Raw genomic sequence first — 15,906 nt, forward strand, 5'->3', positions numbered from 1 at the left:
CGCGGTCGTCTCGTACCCTTGGCCGCGTGACGAACCGACGCGCTGACCTCCCCCTGACCCCCGTTCGCCGGGCCGCCGGCCTGCTCGCCGGCCTGGCCCTCGGCGTGGCCGTGCTGGCCGGCTGCAGCTCCGAGGGCGCCTCCACCGACTGCTCGCTTGCCGGTTCCTGCACGGTCACCTTCGACCGGGGCGTCGACGCCTCGGCCAGCATCCTCGGCGTCGAGGCCAAGCTCATCGGCGCCGAGGGCGACCGGGTGACCGTGGAGGTCGCCGGCGAGCAGGTGACGTTGACAAGCGGCCAGCAGGCCGTCCAGGTCGGTGACTTCGCGGTCACGCTGGAGAGCGTGACCGACCAGGAGGTCAAGATCCAGGTGGCCGCCAACGCCGGCTGATTCGTCGCGGCCGCGGTGGCCACGTTTGGAAATCCTCGCGTTCGGAGATTGAGGCGCCATGTCTCTCACCCGGAACGCCGAAGCCACCGCCGCCCGCACGGCGAACAGCAGGTGGCTGGAACTCCTGGCCCGGGCCGGTTTCATCGGCTACGGGGTCGTGCATCTCCTCTTCGCGTGGCTGGCGCTGCAGATCGCGTTCGGCAACCCGGCCGCCGACGGGGACCAGTCCGGTGCCCTCCGCACCCTCGCCGCCCAGCCGCTGGGCGCCTTCCTCGTCGGGGCCATCGCCGTCGGCATGCTGGCCATGGCGATCTGGCAGGCGCTGGAGGCGTTGATCGGCCACCACGCCGAGGGCCGTGACCGGACCAAGGAACGCCTCTTCTCGGCCGGGCGCACCGTCGTCTACCTGTGGCTGGCCTGGACCGCGTACAAGGTCGTCTCGGACGCCAACTCCGACAGCGCCAGCCAGCAGGAGGAGCTGAGTGCTCGGCTGATGCAGTCGTCCGGCGGTCGGTGGCTCGTCGGCCTCGCCGGCCTGGCGCTGGCCGGCATCGGCGTCGGCATGGTGATCTACGGCATCAAGAAGAAGTTCCTGAAGCGCTTGAAGACCGGCGAGATGAGCCCGGGCACGCTCCGGCTGGCGCGCCGCCTCGGCGTCGCCGGTTACGCCGCCCGGGGTGTGGCCTTCGCCATCACCGGACTGCTGGTCGTGCTGGCCGCGGTGAACTACGACCCGGAGAAGGCCCGCGGCCTCGACACGGCGCTGCGGACCCTGCGGGACCAGTCGTACGGGCCGGTCCTGCTCGTCCTCGTCGCCCTGGGCATCGCCGCCTTCGGCGTCTACTGCTTCCTCCAGTCGCGCTACCGGAAGGTCTGAACTGGTCAATCCCAGCGGTCGCCGGCACCATGGGGCCTTTGCCCGAAGTACCGACGTCCGGAGGAGGACAACCAGTGCAGAGCTACCTCGGGACGATCGTCGCCGTGCTCGTCGCGGCGGCGATCGCCCTGTTCGCGGTGGAGGTCGTGCACCGGCTGACGCGACGGCTCGGCCGGCGCTCGCTGCTGATGACCGAGCTGACCCAGCACGCACACCGCTCGTTCCAGGTGGCCGCCACGGTCCTCGCCGTGCAGTTCGCCGTCCGGTTCACCACCGGCTACGCGGTCGGCACCGGGTGGCGGCAGGTGCTGCTGCACGTCCTGGTGCTCGCGGTGATCGCCGCCGTCGCCTGGCTGGTCGCCGCGCTGCTGGTGGTGGCGGAGGACACCGCGCTCGCCCGGTTCCGCGTCGACGTGCCCGACAACCGGCACGCCCGTCGGGTCCGTACCCAGGTGGTGATGCTGCGCCGGTTGACCATCGCGGTGATCGTCATCCTCACCGTCGGCGTGATGCTGATGACCTTCCCCGCCGTCCGGGGGATCGGCGCCGGCGTGCTCACCAGTGCGGGTGTGGTCGGTGTGGTGGCGGCCCTCGCCGCGCAGAGCCTGCTGGGCAACGTCTTCGCCGGCCTTCAGCTCGCCTTCAGTGACGCCGTACGCCTCGACGACGTCGTGGTCGTCGAGGGGGAGTGGGGCCGGATCGAGGAGCTGACCCTCAGCTACGTGGTGGTGCAGATCTGGGACGACCGGCGGCTGATCCTGCCGACGTCGTACTTCACGAGCAAGCCGTTCCAGAACTGGACCCGCACCGAGGCCGCGGTGCTCGGCACCGCCGAGTTCGACGTCGACTGGTCGGTCCCGGTCCAGGCGATGCGGGAGGAGCTGCGCCGCCTGGCGGAGGGCAGCGAACTGTGGGACGGACGGGTCTGCGTCCTCCAGGTCACCGACGCGACCGGCGGCACGATCACGGTCCGTGCGCTGGTCAGCGCCGCGAACGCCGGCAGCCTGTGGGATCTGCGCTGCCTCGTTCGCGAGCACCTTGTCGCCTGGGTCCGCGACCAGCGGCCGACCGCCATGCCCCGGATGCGGGCCGAGGTCGGCGACTCCGGTAGCGACCTGGCGTGGCAGTGGGTGCAGCCCCGCCGTCCGGCGCGCCCGCCGGCGGGCCGTCTCGCCGACGGCGAGGTGCCGGACGACGCGCGGGTCTTCGGCGGCAGCGACGACGGTGCCGCGCGTAGCGAGGCCTTCGTCGGCCCGGACGAGACCGCGGACTCCCGCCGTTGAGCGGGTTACCGTGACCTCGGGTCGCGGGGGGCGTTGGGCGAGGTGGAACGCGGCAGGCGGAGAGGTTTGGGCGGGCCGTCCGGGGGAACGGCTGCCCGACGCTTTCGCGGTCGCCGTCGGGTGCGGTGGCGGCGCGGCCCGCGTGCAGGCAAGGATTGACGGGCGGCGACTCCGGGCATACAGCGCGGTGATGAGGAAAGGAGGACAGCATGGCTGACGTGGCGAACGCCCGCACGACGCGGGCCGAGAGCGAGCCGTCCACCGCCGAGCTGGTGCAGCGGGCCACGGAGCAGGTCTCCCGCCTGGTCCGCGACGAGCTGGCGCTGGCCCGCGCGGAACTGACCCAGAAGGGCAAGCACGCCGGCATCGGCATCGGCCTGTTCGGCGGCGGCGGGGCGCTGGCGCTGTACGGCCTCGGCGCGCTGGTGGCGACCGCGATCCTGCTGCTCGACCTGGTTCTGCCCGCCTGGGCGGCCGCCCTGATCGTCGCGGTGGTGCTCTTCGCGATCGCGGGCATCCTCGCCCTGGTCGGCAAGAAGCAGGTCAGCCAGGCGGTCCCGCCGGTGCCGGCGGCCACGGTGCGCAGTGTCCGCGCGGACGTCGACACCGTCACCGCCGCGGTGAAGGATGGGAGAGCCGCGGTGAAGGACGGGAGACGGGCATGACGGGTAACGGACGGGGCACCGGGGACACCGACGCCCTCCGCGAGGAGATCCGGCGGACCCGGGTCGAACTGGGCGAGACGGTGGAGGCGCTGGCCGCCAAGGCGGACGTGAAGAAGCGCCTCAGGACGTCGACCGAGCAGGCGAAGGAGCGGATGCGCGAGCAGGCCGCGATGACGGTCGCCCGGGTCCGCGGGCAGGCCCGGCAGAACGGGGATCGGGTCCGGGGCAACCCGGTGCCGTTCGTCGCGCTGGCCGCGGGTGCGCTGGCGGCGGCCGTGGTGCTGATGATCGTACGGGGGAGGCGTCGGTGAGCAGGGGCATCGGAAAGGCGGCGTACAAGCCGGTCGGCGTCCTGATGGGCATCGCCGCCGGTGCCGTCGCGGGCGCCATCTTCCGGCAGGTGTGGAAGGTGACCGCCGGCGACGGCGAGGCGCCGAGCGCCACCGACGAGGACCGCGGCTGGGGCGAGATTTTGGCCGCGGCGGCCTTGCAGGGAGCCATCTTCTCGGCCGTCCGTGCGGCCGTCGACCGGGGCGGCGCGGTCGGCGTACGCCGGTTGACCGGCCGCTGGCCGGACTGAAGCGGCGGTCTACCCGGGCCCCTTCGCCGACCTGGTGAGGGGGCCTTTCCGCCGGTTCGCGGGCACCCTCCGGACTGATCTCCGGCAACCGACAGGTCACATGTCGGAGAATTTCGTCCGGTAGGCTGTGCAGAGTTTTTGCGTACGTGGTTTGCTGTTCCACGCTGTTGTAGAGATGGCGTGGGTTGAGAGAAGTCTCCTTCACCGGGGGCCGCCTCAGGCGCCGCTGCTCGAAAACGGCCAATCGGCCGCACGGCGTGCTCGGCCGCCAGTTTTAGAAGGAGATACACATGGCGCAGGGAACCGTGAAGTGGTTCAACGCTGACAAGGGCTTCGGCTTCATCACCGTCGACGGCGGGGGTGCTGACGTGTTCGTCCACTTCTCGGCCATCCAGACCAGCGGCTACCGCACGCTGGAGGAGAACCAGCGGGTGGAGTTCGAGATCGCCCAGGGTCAGAAGGGTCCGCAGGCCGAGCAGGTCCGCCCCCTCTGAGTGGTGCCGGCCGGCGACCACCGGCCATGGGCGGTCCCGCCACACGGATCGCACACGAAGCCCCGCATTCCCGTCCGGGATGCGGGGCTTTCCCGTTGTCCGGGCCGGCTCGGCGCCGTGGCGGACGCCGACTCAGCGCCGGTCGGGAGCCGTGTCGGCCCGGCGGCGGTTGCGGGCGCGCAGGCCGAGCCAGAGCACGACCAGCCCGGCGAGCGCGACGACCGGGCCGATGACGGCCCAGAGCCGTACGCCGGACATCACGCTGCCCCCGACGTGCCCGAGCCCCTGCACCGTCCACAGCGAACCGAGGACCACGGCCAGCAGGCCCAGCGTCATCGACAGCCAGCCCCTCAACATGCCCTCCCGTCCCCGGCCGCCCGGGGCGCCCGTCCCGTTCACCACCGGTCGTGCACCTGCGGCCGGATGAGTTCGTCGTACACCTCGTCGACGACCGCGCGCTCCCGGTCGGACACTGCCGGCTGCCCGGCCACGGCGGCGTTGGCGCGTGCCTGGACCGCGTCCCGGGCGCCGGGGATCACCACGGTGACACCGGGCTGGTCGACGATCCAGCGCAGCGCGAACTGCGCCATCGTCCGATCCGGACCGACCAGCGGTACGAGCCGCCGGACGGCCGCCAGACCCAGGGCGAAGTCGACGCCCGCGAAGGTCTCGCCGACGTCGAACGCCTCGCCGTGCCGGTTGAAGGTGCGGTGGTCGTCCGGCGCGAAGGTGGTGTGCTCGTCGTACCGGCCGGAGAGGAGCCCGCTGGCCAGCGGGACCCGCGCGATGATGCCCACCCCGGTGGCGGCCGCCGTCGGCAGCACCCGCTCCAGGGGCTTGTGCCGCAGCGCGTTGAGGATGATCTGGACGCTCGCCACCCCGGGCCGGGCGATCGCGGTGAGCGCCTCGTCGCAGGTCTCCACGCTCACGCCGTACCCGGCGATCCGCTCCTCGGCGACCAGCGTGTCGAGGGCGTCGAAGACCGCGTCGTCGGCGAAGACCGGGGTCGGCGGGCAGTGCAGCTGCACCAGGTCGAGGACGTCGACCCCGAGGTTCTGTCGGGACCGGTCGGTCCACGCCCGGAAGTTGGCGAGGTTGTACGCCTCGGGCCGCTGCTCGACCCGGCGGCCCATCTTCGTCGCCACGGTGAGGCCGGCGCCGGGCCGCGAGCGTAGGAACCGGCCGATCAGAGCCTCGCTGCGCCCGTCGCCGTAGACGTCGGCGGTGTCGAGGAACGAGACGCCCGCGTCGACGGCCGCGGCCAGGACGCCCATCGCGTCGTCCTCGGTGACGGTGCCCCAGTCGGCGCCGAGCTGCCAGGCGCCCAGGCCGATGACACCGACGGTCCGCTCCAGCCGGGGGAAGGTGCGCTCCTGCATGGCCCCGAGCCTAGTGATCCGCTTGCCGGCCCGCGCGCCGGGCCGTACAGTAAACAAGACGTACGTACGGTTTGGGAGGCTGCCATGTGGGATCCGGCGACATACCTGCGCTACGGCGACGAGCGGTCCCGACCATTCCACGACCTCCTCGCCCGCGTCCCCACCGCGCGCCCCCGTGCGGTGGTCGACCTCGGCTGCGGGCCCGGCACGCTGACCACCACCCTCGCCGACCGCTGGCCCGGCGCCCGGGTGACCGGCCTCGACTCCGCGCCGGAGATGATCGCCCGGGCCGGCGCGCTGGAGACCTCGGTGGAGTTCGCCGTCGCCGACGTCCGGCGGTGGCACCCCGACCCGGACACCGACGTGGTCGTCAGCAACGCCGTGCTGCAGTGGGTGCCCGGCCACCGCGAGCTGCTCACCCGCTGGGCCCGCGAGCTGCCCGCCGGCGCCGTCCTCGCGGTGCAGGTGCCCGGCAACTTCGACGCCCCCTCGCACCGGGCGCTGCGCGCGGTCGCCACCCGTCCCGCCTGGCGCGACGTGCTCGGCGCGCTGCTGCGGGAGGCGCCCGTCGACGACCCGGTCGGCTACGCGGCGCTGCTGGCCGACGCGGACTGCGCGGTGGACGCCTGGGAGACTACCTACGTGCATCTGCTCCCGGCGCCGGCCGACGCCGACCACCCCGTGCTGAGCTGGATGGAGGGTACGGCGCTGCGCCCGGTACGCGCCGCACTCGACGCCGCCGGCTGGGCGGACTTCCGGGCGGAGCTGGGCGTACGGCTCGCCGAGGCGTACCCGCCACGGCAGGGTCGGGTGTACTTCCCATTCCGACGCGTCTTCGTCGTGGCCCGAACCGGCGCCCGTGCAGAGGAGAACCCGTGACCGACCTGCCCACCTTCATCGCCGGCCTGCCCAAGGTGGAGCTGCACGTGCACCACGTCGGCTCCGCCTCGCCGCGGATCGTCGCCGAGCTGGCCGCCCGGCACGAGGGCCGCAGCCCGGTGCCGGCCGACCCGGCCGCCCTCGCCGACTACTTCGCCTTCCGCGACTTCGCCCACTTCATCGAGGTCTACCTGAGCGTCGTGGACCTCATCCGCGATCCGGAGGACGTCTGGATCCTGACCCACGAGGTCGCCCGCGAGCTGGCCCGCCAGCAGGTCCGCTACGCCGAGCTGACCGTCACCCCGTACTCGCACGTGCACCGGGGCATCCCCGCGCCGGCGTTCTGCGAGGCGATCGAGGACGCCCGCAAGCGCGCCGAGGCGGACTTCGGCATCGAGCTGCGCTGGTGCTTCGACATCCCGGGCGAGGCCGGCCTGCCGTCGGCCGAGGAGACCCTGCGGATCTGTCTGGAGGAGCGCCCCGACGGGCTGGTCAGCTTCGGGCTGGGCGGCCCGGAGATCGGAGTGCCCCGGCCGCAGTTCAAGCCGTACTTCGACCAGGCCCGCGCGGCCGGGCTGCGGTCGGTGCCGCACGCGGGGGAGACCACCGGACCGCAGACCGTCTGGGACGCGCTGCGCGACCTCGGCGCCGAGCGGATCGGGCACGGCATCGCGGCCGCCGAGGACCCGCGGCTGCTCGCGTTCCTGGCGGAGCGGCAGATCGCCCTGGAGGTCTGCCCGACCTCGAACGTGCGCACCCGGGCCGTGCCGCGGATCGAGGACCACCCGCTGCCCCGGCTGGTCGGAGCCGGGGTGCTGGTCACGATCAACTCCGACGACCCGCCGATGTTCGGCACCACCCTCAACGACGAGTACGCGGTGGCCGCCCGGCTGCTGGGTCTCGGGCCCGAGGGCGTCGCCGCGCTGGCCCGCAACGCGGTGACCGCGTCGTTCCTCGACCCGGCGGCGAAACGGCGCGTCAGCGACGAGATCGACGCGTACCTGGTGGCCGCACAGCGCTGACGAGGAGTGGCGCGCGGCGGGAGGAGGTGTGGGGGGACCGATTCTCCCGCCGCGCGCACGGCCCCACCGGCCGCGGGTGCGCGGGGCAGGTGGCCGGTGGAACTGATGGGTTCGTGCCTCGATCCTGACAGGCACCCGGCGGAACGTCGCCGGTGTTAACCCGGATCTAAGGAGAACTTGCGTCGGCCCACAGCCGGCGCCGATCAGCCGTCGGACGCGCGCGGCCGGGGCCAGCGGCGGCCCCCGCCCTTCTGGTCGCGGACGTCCCGGGCCATCCGGCCCACCAGGCCGAACCGGCTGACCTGGCGCGGCGTCGCCTCCGGGTCGGCCAGCAGCATGACCACGCTCGCCCCGCCCAGCCGGGCCCGGTCGATGCTCACCGAGCCGTTGGCCTGCAACGCCACCCGCTTCGCGATGTCCAGGCCGAGGCCGGTCGAACCACGGTCGCTCGCGCCCCGGCGCAGGGCCCGGTCGGGGTCGGCGATGCCCGGCCCCGCGTCGTCGATCCGGATGGCCACGTAGCCGTCCCGGCGGGAGACCGCCACCTCGAACGCGGTGCCCTGCGGCGTGTACCGGAACACGTTGCCGATCACCGCGTCCAGCGCGGCGGCCAGCTCGGCCCGCGGCACCGGCGCCGGGATGCGCAGCTGCGCCCCGGTGACCCGGTGCGGCCGGTTCTGGTCGCCGGCCAGGGCGGACCAGAACACCATCCGCTCCCGGACGACCTCGCTGACGTCGCACGTGGCGGGCGCGGTCTCCTGCGTGACCGCCTTGCGGGTCGTCTTGATGAGCTGGTCGACCTCGCCCTCGAGGGTGGCGATCGCCTGCCGGATCCGGCGGATCCCCCGCCGGCGGTCCAGCTCCGCCTCGCTGAACGTCCCGATGCTCGTGTCGTCCGGGTCCAGTGCCTCGGCGTCGAGCCGGAGCGCGGTCAGCGGGGTCCGCAGCCGGTGCGACAGGTCGGCGACCAGCTCCCGCTCGTCGGCCCGGGCGGCGACGAGACTGCCGACCATCCGGTTGAACGCGTACCCGGCCTCGGCCAGCTCCCGCGGGCCGCTCGGCTCCACCCGGACGTTGAGGTCGCCGTTGCCGAGCGCCGACGCCCCCTTGACCAGGCCGCGCGCCGCGTCGACCGTCCGGGCCGCCACCCGGTCGACCACAAGCACCGCCGCTCCCACCAGGGCGGCAGTCACGCCCAGCAGGAGCAGCCAGCGGCTGCCGGCGTCCGCGGAGAGCGCGGATTCCGGCACGAAGACCTCGACCACCGCGGTCCGCTCGCCGAGCACCACCGGGTCGAGCCGCACGACGCCGCCGTCCACGTCGACGACCAGGGACCGACCCTCCGTCCGGGCCCGCTCCAGGTCCGCCGCGGCGGCCCGGCCACCGGACGGCTCGCCGGCCAACCCGTGAACGACCGGGCGGGTGGCCGGATCACCGCCGCTGGCGGCGACCGCCCGCTCGACGACCTCCGGCACGGTGCTCACGGCGAGGGCGCCGGTGACAAGCGCGCTGCGGCGGGCCGCGTCGGCGATCGCCTCCTCCCGGGCCCGGTCGCCGAGGCTGTCGGTGAGCGGCACCAGGAGCGCGACCGCGACCAGGGTGCACATGCCGGCCGTGACCAGGGCCAGCGTCCGCCTCAGTCCGGAGCCACCAGCCGGAAGCCCACCCCCCGCACGGTGCGCAGGTAGCGCGGCTTCGCCGCGGACTCGCCCATTTTGCGCCGCAGCCAGTAGAGGTGAACGTCGATGGTCTGGTCCTCGCCGACCGACGGTTGCCGCCATACCTCCTCCAAGAGCTCCCGGCGGGACACTACCCGGCCCGGCCGTGCCGCTAGATACGCCAGCAGGTCGAACTCCTTGCGGGTCAGCGCCAGCGGTTCCCCGTCGAGGTGGGCGCTGCGCTCCCCGACGTCCACCCGCAGCCCGCCGACCACGTGCACGGCGGGCTGGACCGTGCGGCTGGCCCGGCCGGCGCGGCGCAGCACCGTCGTGATCCGGGCGTCCAGGTGAGCGCCGGTGAACGGCTTGACCATGTAGTCGTCGGCGCCCGCCCGCAGCAGCCGGACCACCGACTGCTCGTCGTCGCGGGCGGTGGCGATGATGATCGGCACGTCGGTGATGCCGCGCAGCATGCGCAGCGCGTCCGAGCCGTCGAGGTCGGGCAGGCCGAGGTCGAGCACCACGAGGTCAGGGGTCTCCGCCGCGACCCGGCGCAGGGCGTCGAGGGCGGTGCCGACGGCGTGCACCGCGTGCCCCCGGTCGGCGAGGGAACGCAGCATCGCGCCGCGGACGACATGGTCGTCTTCGACCAGGAGCACGGTGGCCACGCCAAGACGGTACTCGTCGTGGCAAGTTGATCGCGTTGCGGCACCCCCGCAAACCCGGCAAGCTGGTACAACGATGTCCTTCACCCTCTTCGCCGACACCCGACTCGCGCTCGCCCGGGATTCCCTGGCCGGCCTCTCGGTCGGTGACGCGCTCGGCGCCCAGTTCTTCGTTCCCGGCCGGCGTCCGGCCGACCTCGCCGCCGGGCGGCTGCCCCCGCCGCCATGGGCGTGGACCGACGACACCGAGATGGCCTGCTCGGTCGTCGCGGCTCTCGCCGGGACCGGGCGGATCGACCGGGACGCGCTGGCCCTCGCGTTCGCCGAGCGCTGCGAGCCCTACCGCGGCTACGGTCCGGGCGCCGTCGCCATCCTGCGGCTGGTCCGCACCGGCACCCCGTGGCCGGTGGCCGCCGCGTCGGCCTTCGACGGGCAGGGCTCGTGCGGCAACGGCGCCGCCATGCGGGTCGGCCCGCTCGGGGCGTACTTCGCCGACTCCACCGCCCGGGCGGCGGCCCAGGCCCGGGCGTCGGCGGAGGTGACCCACGCCCACCCGGACGGCGTCGCCGGCGCGGTCGCGGTCGCGGTGGCCGCGTCCCTGGCGGCCCGCGGCCGGCTGGACGGCCACCGCCCGGAGCCCGACCGGCTGCTCGCCGGGGTGGCCGCCGCGCTCGACCCGGCGAGCGACGTGCACCGGGGCGTCCGGCGCGCCGCCGGGCTGATCGGGCATCCCCTGACCGAGGCGGTGGACGCGCTCGGCAACGGGTCCCGCGTGACCGCCCAGGACACCGTCGCCTTCACCTGCTGGGTCGCCGCCGGGCACCTCGACGACTACCCGGCCGCGATCCGGGCCTGCGTCGAGGCGGGCGGGGACGTCGACACCACCGCGGCGATCGTGGGGGCGATCGTCGGGGCGTACACGGGCGTCGGCACGCCGGGCGGAGTGCCGACCGGATGGATCGACGCCCGCGAGCCGCTGCCCGACTGGCTGCCCTGACCGCCGGCCGAGCGGCCTCCGGCTGGGCGAGATCGACTGCGTGCCGGCGGCACGGCGGTATCCGGGCCTGCCGGAACCCGCGATGCCGGTGGCATCGAGTGGATCACATTCGGCCCACCGGCTGCGGGTCGCCGGCCGTGGGTTCGCCGTCGAGGACGGCCCGTAGCTCGGACCGCTCGCCGGCCTCCGGTCGACGGCGACGCCGGCTGAGCAGCCAGCCGCCCGCCACCCCCGCGCCCAGGCCGGCGAGCAGTCCGGCGGCGAGCAGGGCGTTGGCGTTTCCGCCGTCCTTCGCCACCGGCGCTTCCGCCGTACCTTCCGGGTCGGCCGCGCCCGGCGCGCCCGGCGCCGCGCCGTGGCCGTGCCCACCCCCGGCCGCCGCGCCCGGCGCGGGCGGCAGCAGGGTGAGCGCGGGCGCCGCCTTCTCGCCCGCCGGGCCCGACCAGCGGACGACCGTGCCGTCGGCGTACGTCTGGAGCACCTCGAAGCTCAGCCGGTCGACCTTCGGCAGCGGGCCCACCGACAGGGTGAGCCGGGCCGGACCGGCCGGGGCGCCCGGCATGCGGAACCAGGTCACCGCGCTGGCGACGGTGCTCAGCATTGACGAGTGGACGCCGGGGATCGGCTCGTCGAGTTCCCGGGTGTCGATGCGCGGTGCCCAGCCGGTGACCGACATCGGGTAGACCTCGGCGATCGGCGCGTCGGCGGGAAGCCGGATCTCGATCCGCTCGGTGCGGGTGCCGGCCCGCTCCTCCGGCACCACGAAAAGGACCTTCGCCGGGTCACCCTGCCGGGCCTGCGCCGGCTCGATCCTCACATCCACCGCGTACGCCGTGCCGGGCCAGGCCAGCACCGTCCCCGCGACCAGGGCGGCGACCGCCCCGGCCCGGCGTACGCGCCCCTCTCGCGTCCTCGCCATGGTCGTCCCCATCCGTGTCGACGCGGCCGGAACCGGCTCCGGCCACACCCGGTAGTTCGGACGCGGGGACGGAAAGGTTCAACGGACCTGCCGTTAACAGGGGACCCTTCCACTACCGGAGGCGATAAGAAGGGGCCCTTCCTTACCGATAGCATCGGCAGCATCCGTACCGACTGCCCTGAGGAGCCAGCGTGTCCGCACCCCGTAACCCCGTCGTGGCCGACCCCGTCGTCGTGGCCGCCGGGACGACGGCGGCCGACGCGGTGGCGGCGGCCGGCCTGCCGACCAGCGGCCCGAAGGCGATCGTCGTCATCCGTGACCCGCAGGGGCAGCTGCGCGACCTGGACTGGACCCCGAGCGAGGACACCGCGGTCGAGCCGGTGGCCATCGACACCCCCGACGGGCTGGACGTGCTGCGGCACTCCACCGCCCACGTGCTGGCCCAGGCCGTGCAGGACGTCTTCCCCGAGGCGAAGCTCGGCATCGGACCGCCGATCGAGAACGGCTTCTACTACGACTTCGCGGTGGACAAGCCGTTCCAGCCGGACGACCTGGCGAAGCTCGAGAAGCGCATGCAGGAGATCGTCAAGTCCGGCCAGCGGTTCCACCGCCGCCGCTTCCGCAACCTGGACGAGGCGCGGACGGAACTGGCCGCCGAGCCGTTCAAGCTGGAGCTGATCGACCTCAAGGGCGACGGGCTGGACTCCTCCCAGGTGATGGAGGTGGGCGGCGGCGAGCTGACCATCTACGACAACCTCGCCGCGACCGAGGACAAGGTCTGCTGGTCGGACCTGTGCCGGGGTCCGCACCTGCCGAACACCCGCCTGATCGGGGCGTTCAAGCTGATGCGGTCCGCCGCGGCGTACTGGCGGGGCTCGGAGAAGAACCCGCAGCTGCAGCGGGTGTACGGCACGGCCTGGCCGACCCGCGACGAGCTGAAGGCGTACCTGAAGCTGCTCGAGGAGGCCGCCCGGCGCGACCACCGCAAGCTCGGCGCGGATCTGGACCTGTTCAGCTTCCCCGACGAGATCGGCTCCGGCCTGCCGGTCTTCCACCCCAAGGGCGGCGTGCTCAAGCGGGTGATGGAGGACTACGTCCGCGCCCGCCACATCGAGGAGGGCTTCGAGTACGTCGGCACGCCGCACATCTCGAAGGAGGGTCTCTTCCACACCTCCGGGCACCTGCCGTACTACGCCGACGGGATGTTCCCGCCCATCGCGTTCGAGGGCACGGACTACTACCTCAAGGCGATGAACTGCCCGATGCACAACCTCATCTACCGCTCGCGCGGGCGGTCCTACCGCGACCTGCCGATGCGGCTGTTCGAGTTCGGGTCGGTGTACCGGTACGAGAAGTCGGGCGTCATCCACGGCCTCACCCGGGTGCGCGGCTTCACCCAGGACGACTCGCACTCGTACTGCACCAAGGAGCAGGCGCCGGCCGAGGTCAAGCACCTGCTGGCCTTCGTGCTCGGCCTGCTGAAGGACTTCGGCATCACCGACTTCTACCTGGAGCTGTCGACCCGCGACGACTCCAAGCCGGACAAGTTCGTCGGCTCCGACGAGGACTGGGCGACGGCGACGGCGGTGCTCGAGCAGTGCGCGCTGGACACCGGCCTCGACCTGGTGCCCGACCCGGGCGGCGCGGCCTTCTACGGCCCGAAGATCTCGGTCCAGGCCAAGGACGCCATCGGTCGCACCTGGCAGATGTCGACGATCCAGTACGACTTCAACCAGCCGAAGGGCTTCGGCCTGGAGTACCAGGCGGCCGACGGCAGCCGGCAGCAGCCGGTCATGATCCACTGCGCCAAGTTCGGCTCGATCGAGCGCTTCATCGGCGTGCTCACCGAGCACTACGCCGGGGCGTTCCCGGCCTGGCTCGCGCCGGTGCAGGTGATCGGCATCCCGATCCGCGAGGACCACACCGACTACCTGCACGGCTTCGTCGCCGCCCTGCGCGCAGAGGGCGTCCGCGCCCAGGTCGACGCGAGCGACGACCGGATGCAGAAGAAGATCCGCACCGCCCAGCAGCAGAAGATCCCGTTCATGGTGATCGCCGGCGACGACGACGTCGCGGCGGGCACGGTGTCGTTCCGGTACCGCGACGGCTCGCAGCGCAACGGCGTACCGATGGCCGAGGCGGTCACCCACGTCCTCGACGTGGTGACCTCCCGCTCCAACGTCGGCCCCACCGCCGCCCAGGTGTAAGGAAGGGCCCCCTCTTAACGCCTCCGGTAGTGGAGGGGTCCCCTGTTAACAGCGCCCGCGACCGGTCCGTCCCAGCCGACGGGCCGGCGCGGTGCCGATCGGCGGCGCCCGCGGCCGGGCCGTAGGATCGCTGCTGTGACTGGGGCGGAGGGACACACCGACAGCGGCGCCATGGCCGACGGCCTGGACCGGCTCTGGACGCCCCACCGGATGACGTACATCTCCGGCGAGGACCGGCCCGAGGGCGGGTACGAGAAGCCCACCGGCTGCCCGTTCTGCCTCGCGCCCGGCCGGCCGGAGTCGGAGAGCCTGGTCGTGGCACGCGGCGAACACGTGTTCGTGGTGCTCAACCTGTACCCGTACAACCCTGGGCACCTGCTGGTCTGCCCCTACCGGCACGTGGCCGACTACACCGACCTCGACGGCCCGGAGACGGTCGAGCTGGCGACGTTCACCCAGACGGCCATGCGGGTCGTCCGCAAGGTCAGCAGCGCGCACGGCTTCAACCTGGGCATGAACCAGGGCGGCGTCGCTGGCGCCGGCATCGCCGCCCACCTGCACCAGCACGTGGTGCCGCGGTGGGGCGGCGACGCCAACTTCATGCCGGTGATCGGCCGTACCAAGGTCCTGCCGCAGCTGCTCGGCGACACCCGGAAGCTGCTGTCCAGCGCCTGGCCCTCCTGAGGCATGACCGGCCGCGCCGGCCGGGTGGATCGGACCCCGCCGGTGGCCGAGGTCGCGGCACCGAGGAGGCCGCGCCGCGCGCGTGGATCGGGCCCCTCCGGCGGTGCGGGGATGACAGGATGCGTCGATGGCAGTCATGAGGCGGACGCTGGGGCGCAGCGGCATCGACGTGAGCGCCCTGGGCATGGGGTGCTGGGCGATCGGCGGCCCGTGGGCGGAGGGCGACCAGCCACTGGGCTGGGGCGCCGTCGACGACGACGAGTCCGTCCTGGCGGTACGCCGCGCCCTCGACCTGGGCGTCACCTTCTTCGACACGGCGGACACCTACGGCGCCGGGCACTCGGAGCGGATCCTCGGGCGGGCCCTCGGCGGCCGCCGCGACGAGGCGGTCGTCGCCACGAAGTGGGGCTACACGTTCGACGAGCGGGCACGGCAGGCGACGGGGCAGGACGCGTCCCCGGCGTACCTGCGGCGGGCGGTGACGGCCTCGCTGCGCCGGCTGGACACCGACCGCATCGACCTGTACCAGCTGCACCTGGGCGACCTTCCGGTGCCCCGTGCCGCGGCCCTGATCGACACACTGGACGACCTGGTCGCCGACGGGCTGATCCGCGCGTACGGCTGGAGCACCGACCGGGTCGACCGGGCCGCCGCCTGGGGCCAGGGCGCCCGGTGCGCGACCGCCGTCCAGCACAACCTGTCGGTCCTGCGGGACGCGCCCGAGCTGATCGCCGTCTGCGACAAGTACGACCTGGCCAGCATCGCCCGGGGACCGCTCGGCATGGGCCTGCTCACCGGCAAGTACACGACCGGCTCCACGCTTCCCCGCGATGACCTGCGCGGTCACGCGCCGGGCTGGCTCGAGTGGTTCCGCGGTGGCCGGCCGGCGCCGGAGTGGCTGCGCCGAGTGCACGCCGTACGGGACGCGCTGACCGCCGACGGCCGTACCCTCGCCCAGGGGGCGCTGGGCTGGATCTGGGCGCGCAGCGACCGGACGGTGCCGATTCCCGGCTGCCGGACCGTCGCCCAGGTCGAGGAGAACGCGGCCGCGCTGGCGTGGGGCCCGCTCACCCCGGACCAGTTCGCCGAGGTGGAACGCCAGCTGGCGGCCGTGCGTGCGGCCGCCCTCCGCGAGGCCGACCGTCCCTACTGGCCCAGCCCCACCCTCCCCACCGCCCGCCCCTGATCCCACCGGCCCGCACCCC

18 protein-coding genes are annotated in these 15,906 nt (G+C 73.6%); 13 read left to right on the forward strand and 5 right to left on the reverse strand.

All coding sequences use genetic code 11. The features are described from left to right. The first annotated feature begins 26 nt into the window (after window positions 1-26). From ABTW87_RS23965 to ABTW87_RS23995, 7 genes are all read left to right on the forward strand, one after another. Window positions 27-392 (forward strand): hypothetical protein, encoded by a 366-nt coding sequence (locus ABTW87_RS23965; protein ID WP_350653202.1) that lies wholly within the window; start codon window positions 27-29, stop codon window positions 390-392. A gap of 58 nt (window positions 393-450) precedes the next feature. After that, entirely contained in the window at window positions 451-1,269 is an 819-nt protein-coding gene (locus ABTW87_RS23970) for a DUF1206 domain-containing protein (protein WP_350653203.1), read from the forward strand. A 74-nt stretch (window positions 1,270-1,343) separates the two neighbouring features. Next, window positions 1,344-2,552 carry a mechanosensitive ion channel family protein gene (locus ABTW87_RS23975; protein WP_350653204.1) on the forward strand — a complete coding sequence of 403 codons (1,209 nt, stop codon included), beginning with the start codon at window positions 1,344-1,346 and terminating at the stop codon, window positions 2,550-2,552. 209 nt (window positions 2,553-2,761) lie between these two features. Further along, window positions 2,762-3,217 carry a phage holin family protein gene (locus tag ABTW87_RS23980; RefSeq protein ID WP_350653205.1) on the forward strand — a complete coding sequence of 152 codons (456 nt, stop codon included), beginning with the start codon at window positions 2,762-2,764 and terminating at the stop codon, window positions 3,215-3,217. Next, window positions 3,214-3,528, forward strand: a complete 315-nt coding sequence (locus ABTW87_RS23985) for a DUF3618 domain-containing protein (RefSeq protein WP_350653206.1) — start codon at window positions 3,214-3,216, stop codon at window positions 3,526-3,528. The genes ABTW87_RS23980 and ABTW87_RS23985 overlap by 4 nt, the downstream gene beginning before the upstream one ends. Next, complete coding sequence (locus tag ABTW87_RS23990) at window positions 3,525-3,797, forward strand: DUF4235 domain-containing protein (protein ID WP_350653207.1); 273 nt, start codon at window positions 3,525-3,527, stop codon at window positions 3,795-3,797. Before ABTW87_RS23985 ends, ABTW87_RS23990 begins: the two co-directional genes overlap by 4 nt. 290 nt (window positions 3,798-4,087) lie before the next feature. Then, window positions 4,088-4,291, forward strand: a complete 204-nt coding sequence (locus ABTW87_RS23995) for a cold-shock protein (protein WP_011905669.1) — start codon at window positions 4,088-4,090, stop codon at window positions 4,289-4,291. 132 nt (window positions 4,292-4,423) lie between these two features. Here ABTW87_RS23995 and ABTW87_RS24000 read toward each other — a convergent pair whose 3' ends face one another. Both ABTW87_RS24000 and ABTW87_RS24005 read right to left on the reverse strand, forming a co-directional pair. Next, complete coding sequence (locus tag ABTW87_RS24000; protein WP_350653208.1) at window positions 4,424-4,693, reverse strand: hypothetical protein; 270 nt, start codon at window positions 4,691-4,693, stop codon at window positions 4,424-4,426. Next, the gene (locus ABTW87_RS24005) at window positions 4,687-5,670 is read right to left on the reverse strand and encodes an aldo/keto reductase (protein WP_350653209.1); all 984 of its coding nucleotides are present in this window, start codon (window positions 5,668-5,670) and stop codon (window positions 4,687-4,689) included. Before ABTW87_RS24005 ends, ABTW87_RS24000 begins: the two co-directional genes overlap by 7 nt. An 84-nt stretch (window positions 5,671-5,754) precedes the next feature. Here ABTW87_RS24005 and ABTW87_RS24010 point away from each other — a divergent pair, with 84 nt between their 5' ends. Further along, entirely contained in the window at window positions 5,755-6,549 is a 795-nt protein-coding gene (locus tag ABTW87_RS24010) for a trans-aconitate 2-methyltransferase (RefSeq protein ID WP_350653210.1), read from the forward strand. Continuing rightward, window positions 6,546-7,571, forward strand: coding sequence for an adenosine deaminase (locus ABTW87_RS24015; RefSeq protein WP_350653211.1), 1,026 nt, complete (start codon window positions 6,546-6,548; stop codon window positions 7,569-7,571). The genes ABTW87_RS24010 and ABTW87_RS24015 overlap by 4 nt, the downstream gene beginning before the upstream one ends. 203 nt (window positions 7,572-7,774) lie before the next feature. Here the strand turns inward: ABTW87_RS24015 and ABTW87_RS24020 are convergent, their stop codons facing one another. Both ABTW87_RS24020 and ABTW87_RS24025 read right to left on the reverse strand, forming a co-directional pair. Beyond that, window positions 7,775-9,178, reverse strand: coding sequence for a HAMP domain-containing sensor histidine kinase (locus ABTW87_RS24020; protein WP_350653212.1), 1,404 nt, complete (start codon window positions 9,176-9,178; stop codon window positions 7,775-7,777). A 29-nt stretch (window positions 9,179-9,207) separates the two neighbouring features. Beyond that, window positions 9,208-9,897, reverse strand: a complete 690-nt coding sequence (locus tag ABTW87_RS24025) for a response regulator transcription factor (protein ID WP_302921056.1) — start codon at window positions 9,895-9,897, stop codon at window positions 9,208-9,210. A 73-nt stretch (window positions 9,898-9,970) separates the two neighbouring features. On the opposite strand from ABTW87_RS24025, the gene ABTW87_RS24030 reads away from it, so the two are divergent. Beyond that, window positions 9,971-10,891 (forward strand): ADP-ribosylglycohydrolase family protein, encoded by a 921-nt coding sequence (locus ABTW87_RS24030; RefSeq protein ID WP_350653213.1) that lies wholly within the window; start codon window positions 9,971-9,973, stop codon window positions 10,889-10,891. 103 nt (window positions 10,892-10,994) lie between these two features. Here ABTW87_RS24030 and ABTW87_RS24035 read toward each other — a convergent pair whose 3' ends face one another. Next, window positions 10,995-11,810, reverse strand: coding sequence for a DUF1775 domain-containing protein (locus tag ABTW87_RS24035; protein WP_350653214.1), 816 nt, complete (start codon window positions 11,808-11,810; stop codon window positions 10,995-10,997). Between the two features lie 191 nt (window positions 11,811-12,001). Between ABTW87_RS24035 and thrS the strand changes: the two genes are divergently transcribed. The 3 genes from thrS (at window position 12,002) to ABTW87_RS24050 (ending at window position 15,887) form a co-directional block, all read left to right on the forward strand. Next, window positions 12,002-14,017, forward strand: a complete 2,016-nt coding sequence (gene thrS / locus ABTW87_RS24040) for a threonine--tRNA ligase (protein ID WP_350653215.1) — start codon at window positions 12,002-12,004, stop codon at window positions 14,015-14,017. Window positions 14,018-14,188: 171 nt separating this feature from the next. Further along, window positions 14,189-14,701: an HIT family protein gene (locus ABTW87_RS24045; protein WP_350653274.1), complete on the forward strand. Its 513-nt coding sequence runs from the start codon at window positions 14,189-14,191 to the stop codon at window positions 14,699-14,701. Window positions 14,702-14,828: 127 nt separating this feature from the next. Beyond that, complete coding sequence (locus tag ABTW87_RS24050) at window positions 14,829-15,887, forward strand: aldo/keto reductase (protein WP_350653216.1); 1,059 nt, start codon at window positions 14,829-14,831, stop codon at window positions 15,885-15,887. Window positions 15,888-15,906 lie beyond the last annotated feature (19 nt).

Source organism: Micromonospora sp. NPDC126480 (assembly GCF_040302465.1).
Classification (GTDB): domain Bacteria; phylum Actinomycetota; class Actinomycetes; order Mycobacteriales; family Micromonosporaceae; genus Micromonospora.

Bases quoted from the DNA above. Each gene is read 5' to 3' on its own strand.
- ABTW87_RS23970 (WP_350653203.1), top strand. From the start codon at position 451: ATGTCTCTCACCCGGAACGCCGAAGCCACCGCCGCCCGCACGGCGAAC.
- ABTW87_RS23980 (WP_350653205.1), top strand. From the start codon at position 2,762: ATGGCTGACGTGGCGAACGCCCGCACGACGCGGGCCGAGAGCGAGCCG.
- ABTW87_RS23985 (WP_350653206.1), top strand. From the start codon at position 3,214: ATGACGGGTAACGGACGGGGCACCGGGGACACCGACGCCCTCCGCGAG.
- ABTW87_RS23995 (WP_011905669.1), top strand. From the start codon at position 4,088: ATGGCGCAGGGAACCGTGAAGTGGTTCAACGCTGACAAGGGCTTCGGC.
- ABTW87_RS24005 (WP_350653209.1), bottom strand. From the start codon at position 5,670: ATGCAGGAGCGCACCTTCCCCCGGCTGGAGCGGACCGTCGGTGTCATC.
- ABTW87_RS24010 (WP_350653210.1), top strand. From the start codon at position 5,755: ATGTGGGATCCGGCGACATACCTGCGCTACGGCGACGAGCGGTCCCGA.
- ABTW87_RS24020 (WP_350653212.1), bottom strand. From the start codon at position 9,178: ATGTGCACCCTGGTCGCGGTCGCGCTCCTGGTGCCGCTCACCGACAGC.
- ABTW87_RS24030 (WP_350653213.1), top strand. From the start codon at position 9,971: ATGTCCTTCACCCTCTTCGCCGACACCCGACTCGCGCTCGCCCGGGAT.
- ABTW87_RS24035 (WP_350653214.1), bottom strand. From the start codon at position 11,810: ATGGCGAGGACGCGAGAGGGGCGCGTACGCCGGGCCGGGGCGGTCGCC.
- ABTW87_RS24045 (WP_350653274.1), top strand. From the start codon at position 14,189: ATGGCCGACGGCCTGGACCGGCTCTGGACGCCCCACCGGATGACGTAC.
- ABTW87_RS24050 (WP_350653216.1), top strand. From the start codon at position 14,829: ATGGCAGTCATGAGGCGGACGCTGGGGCGCAGCGGCATCGACGTGAGC.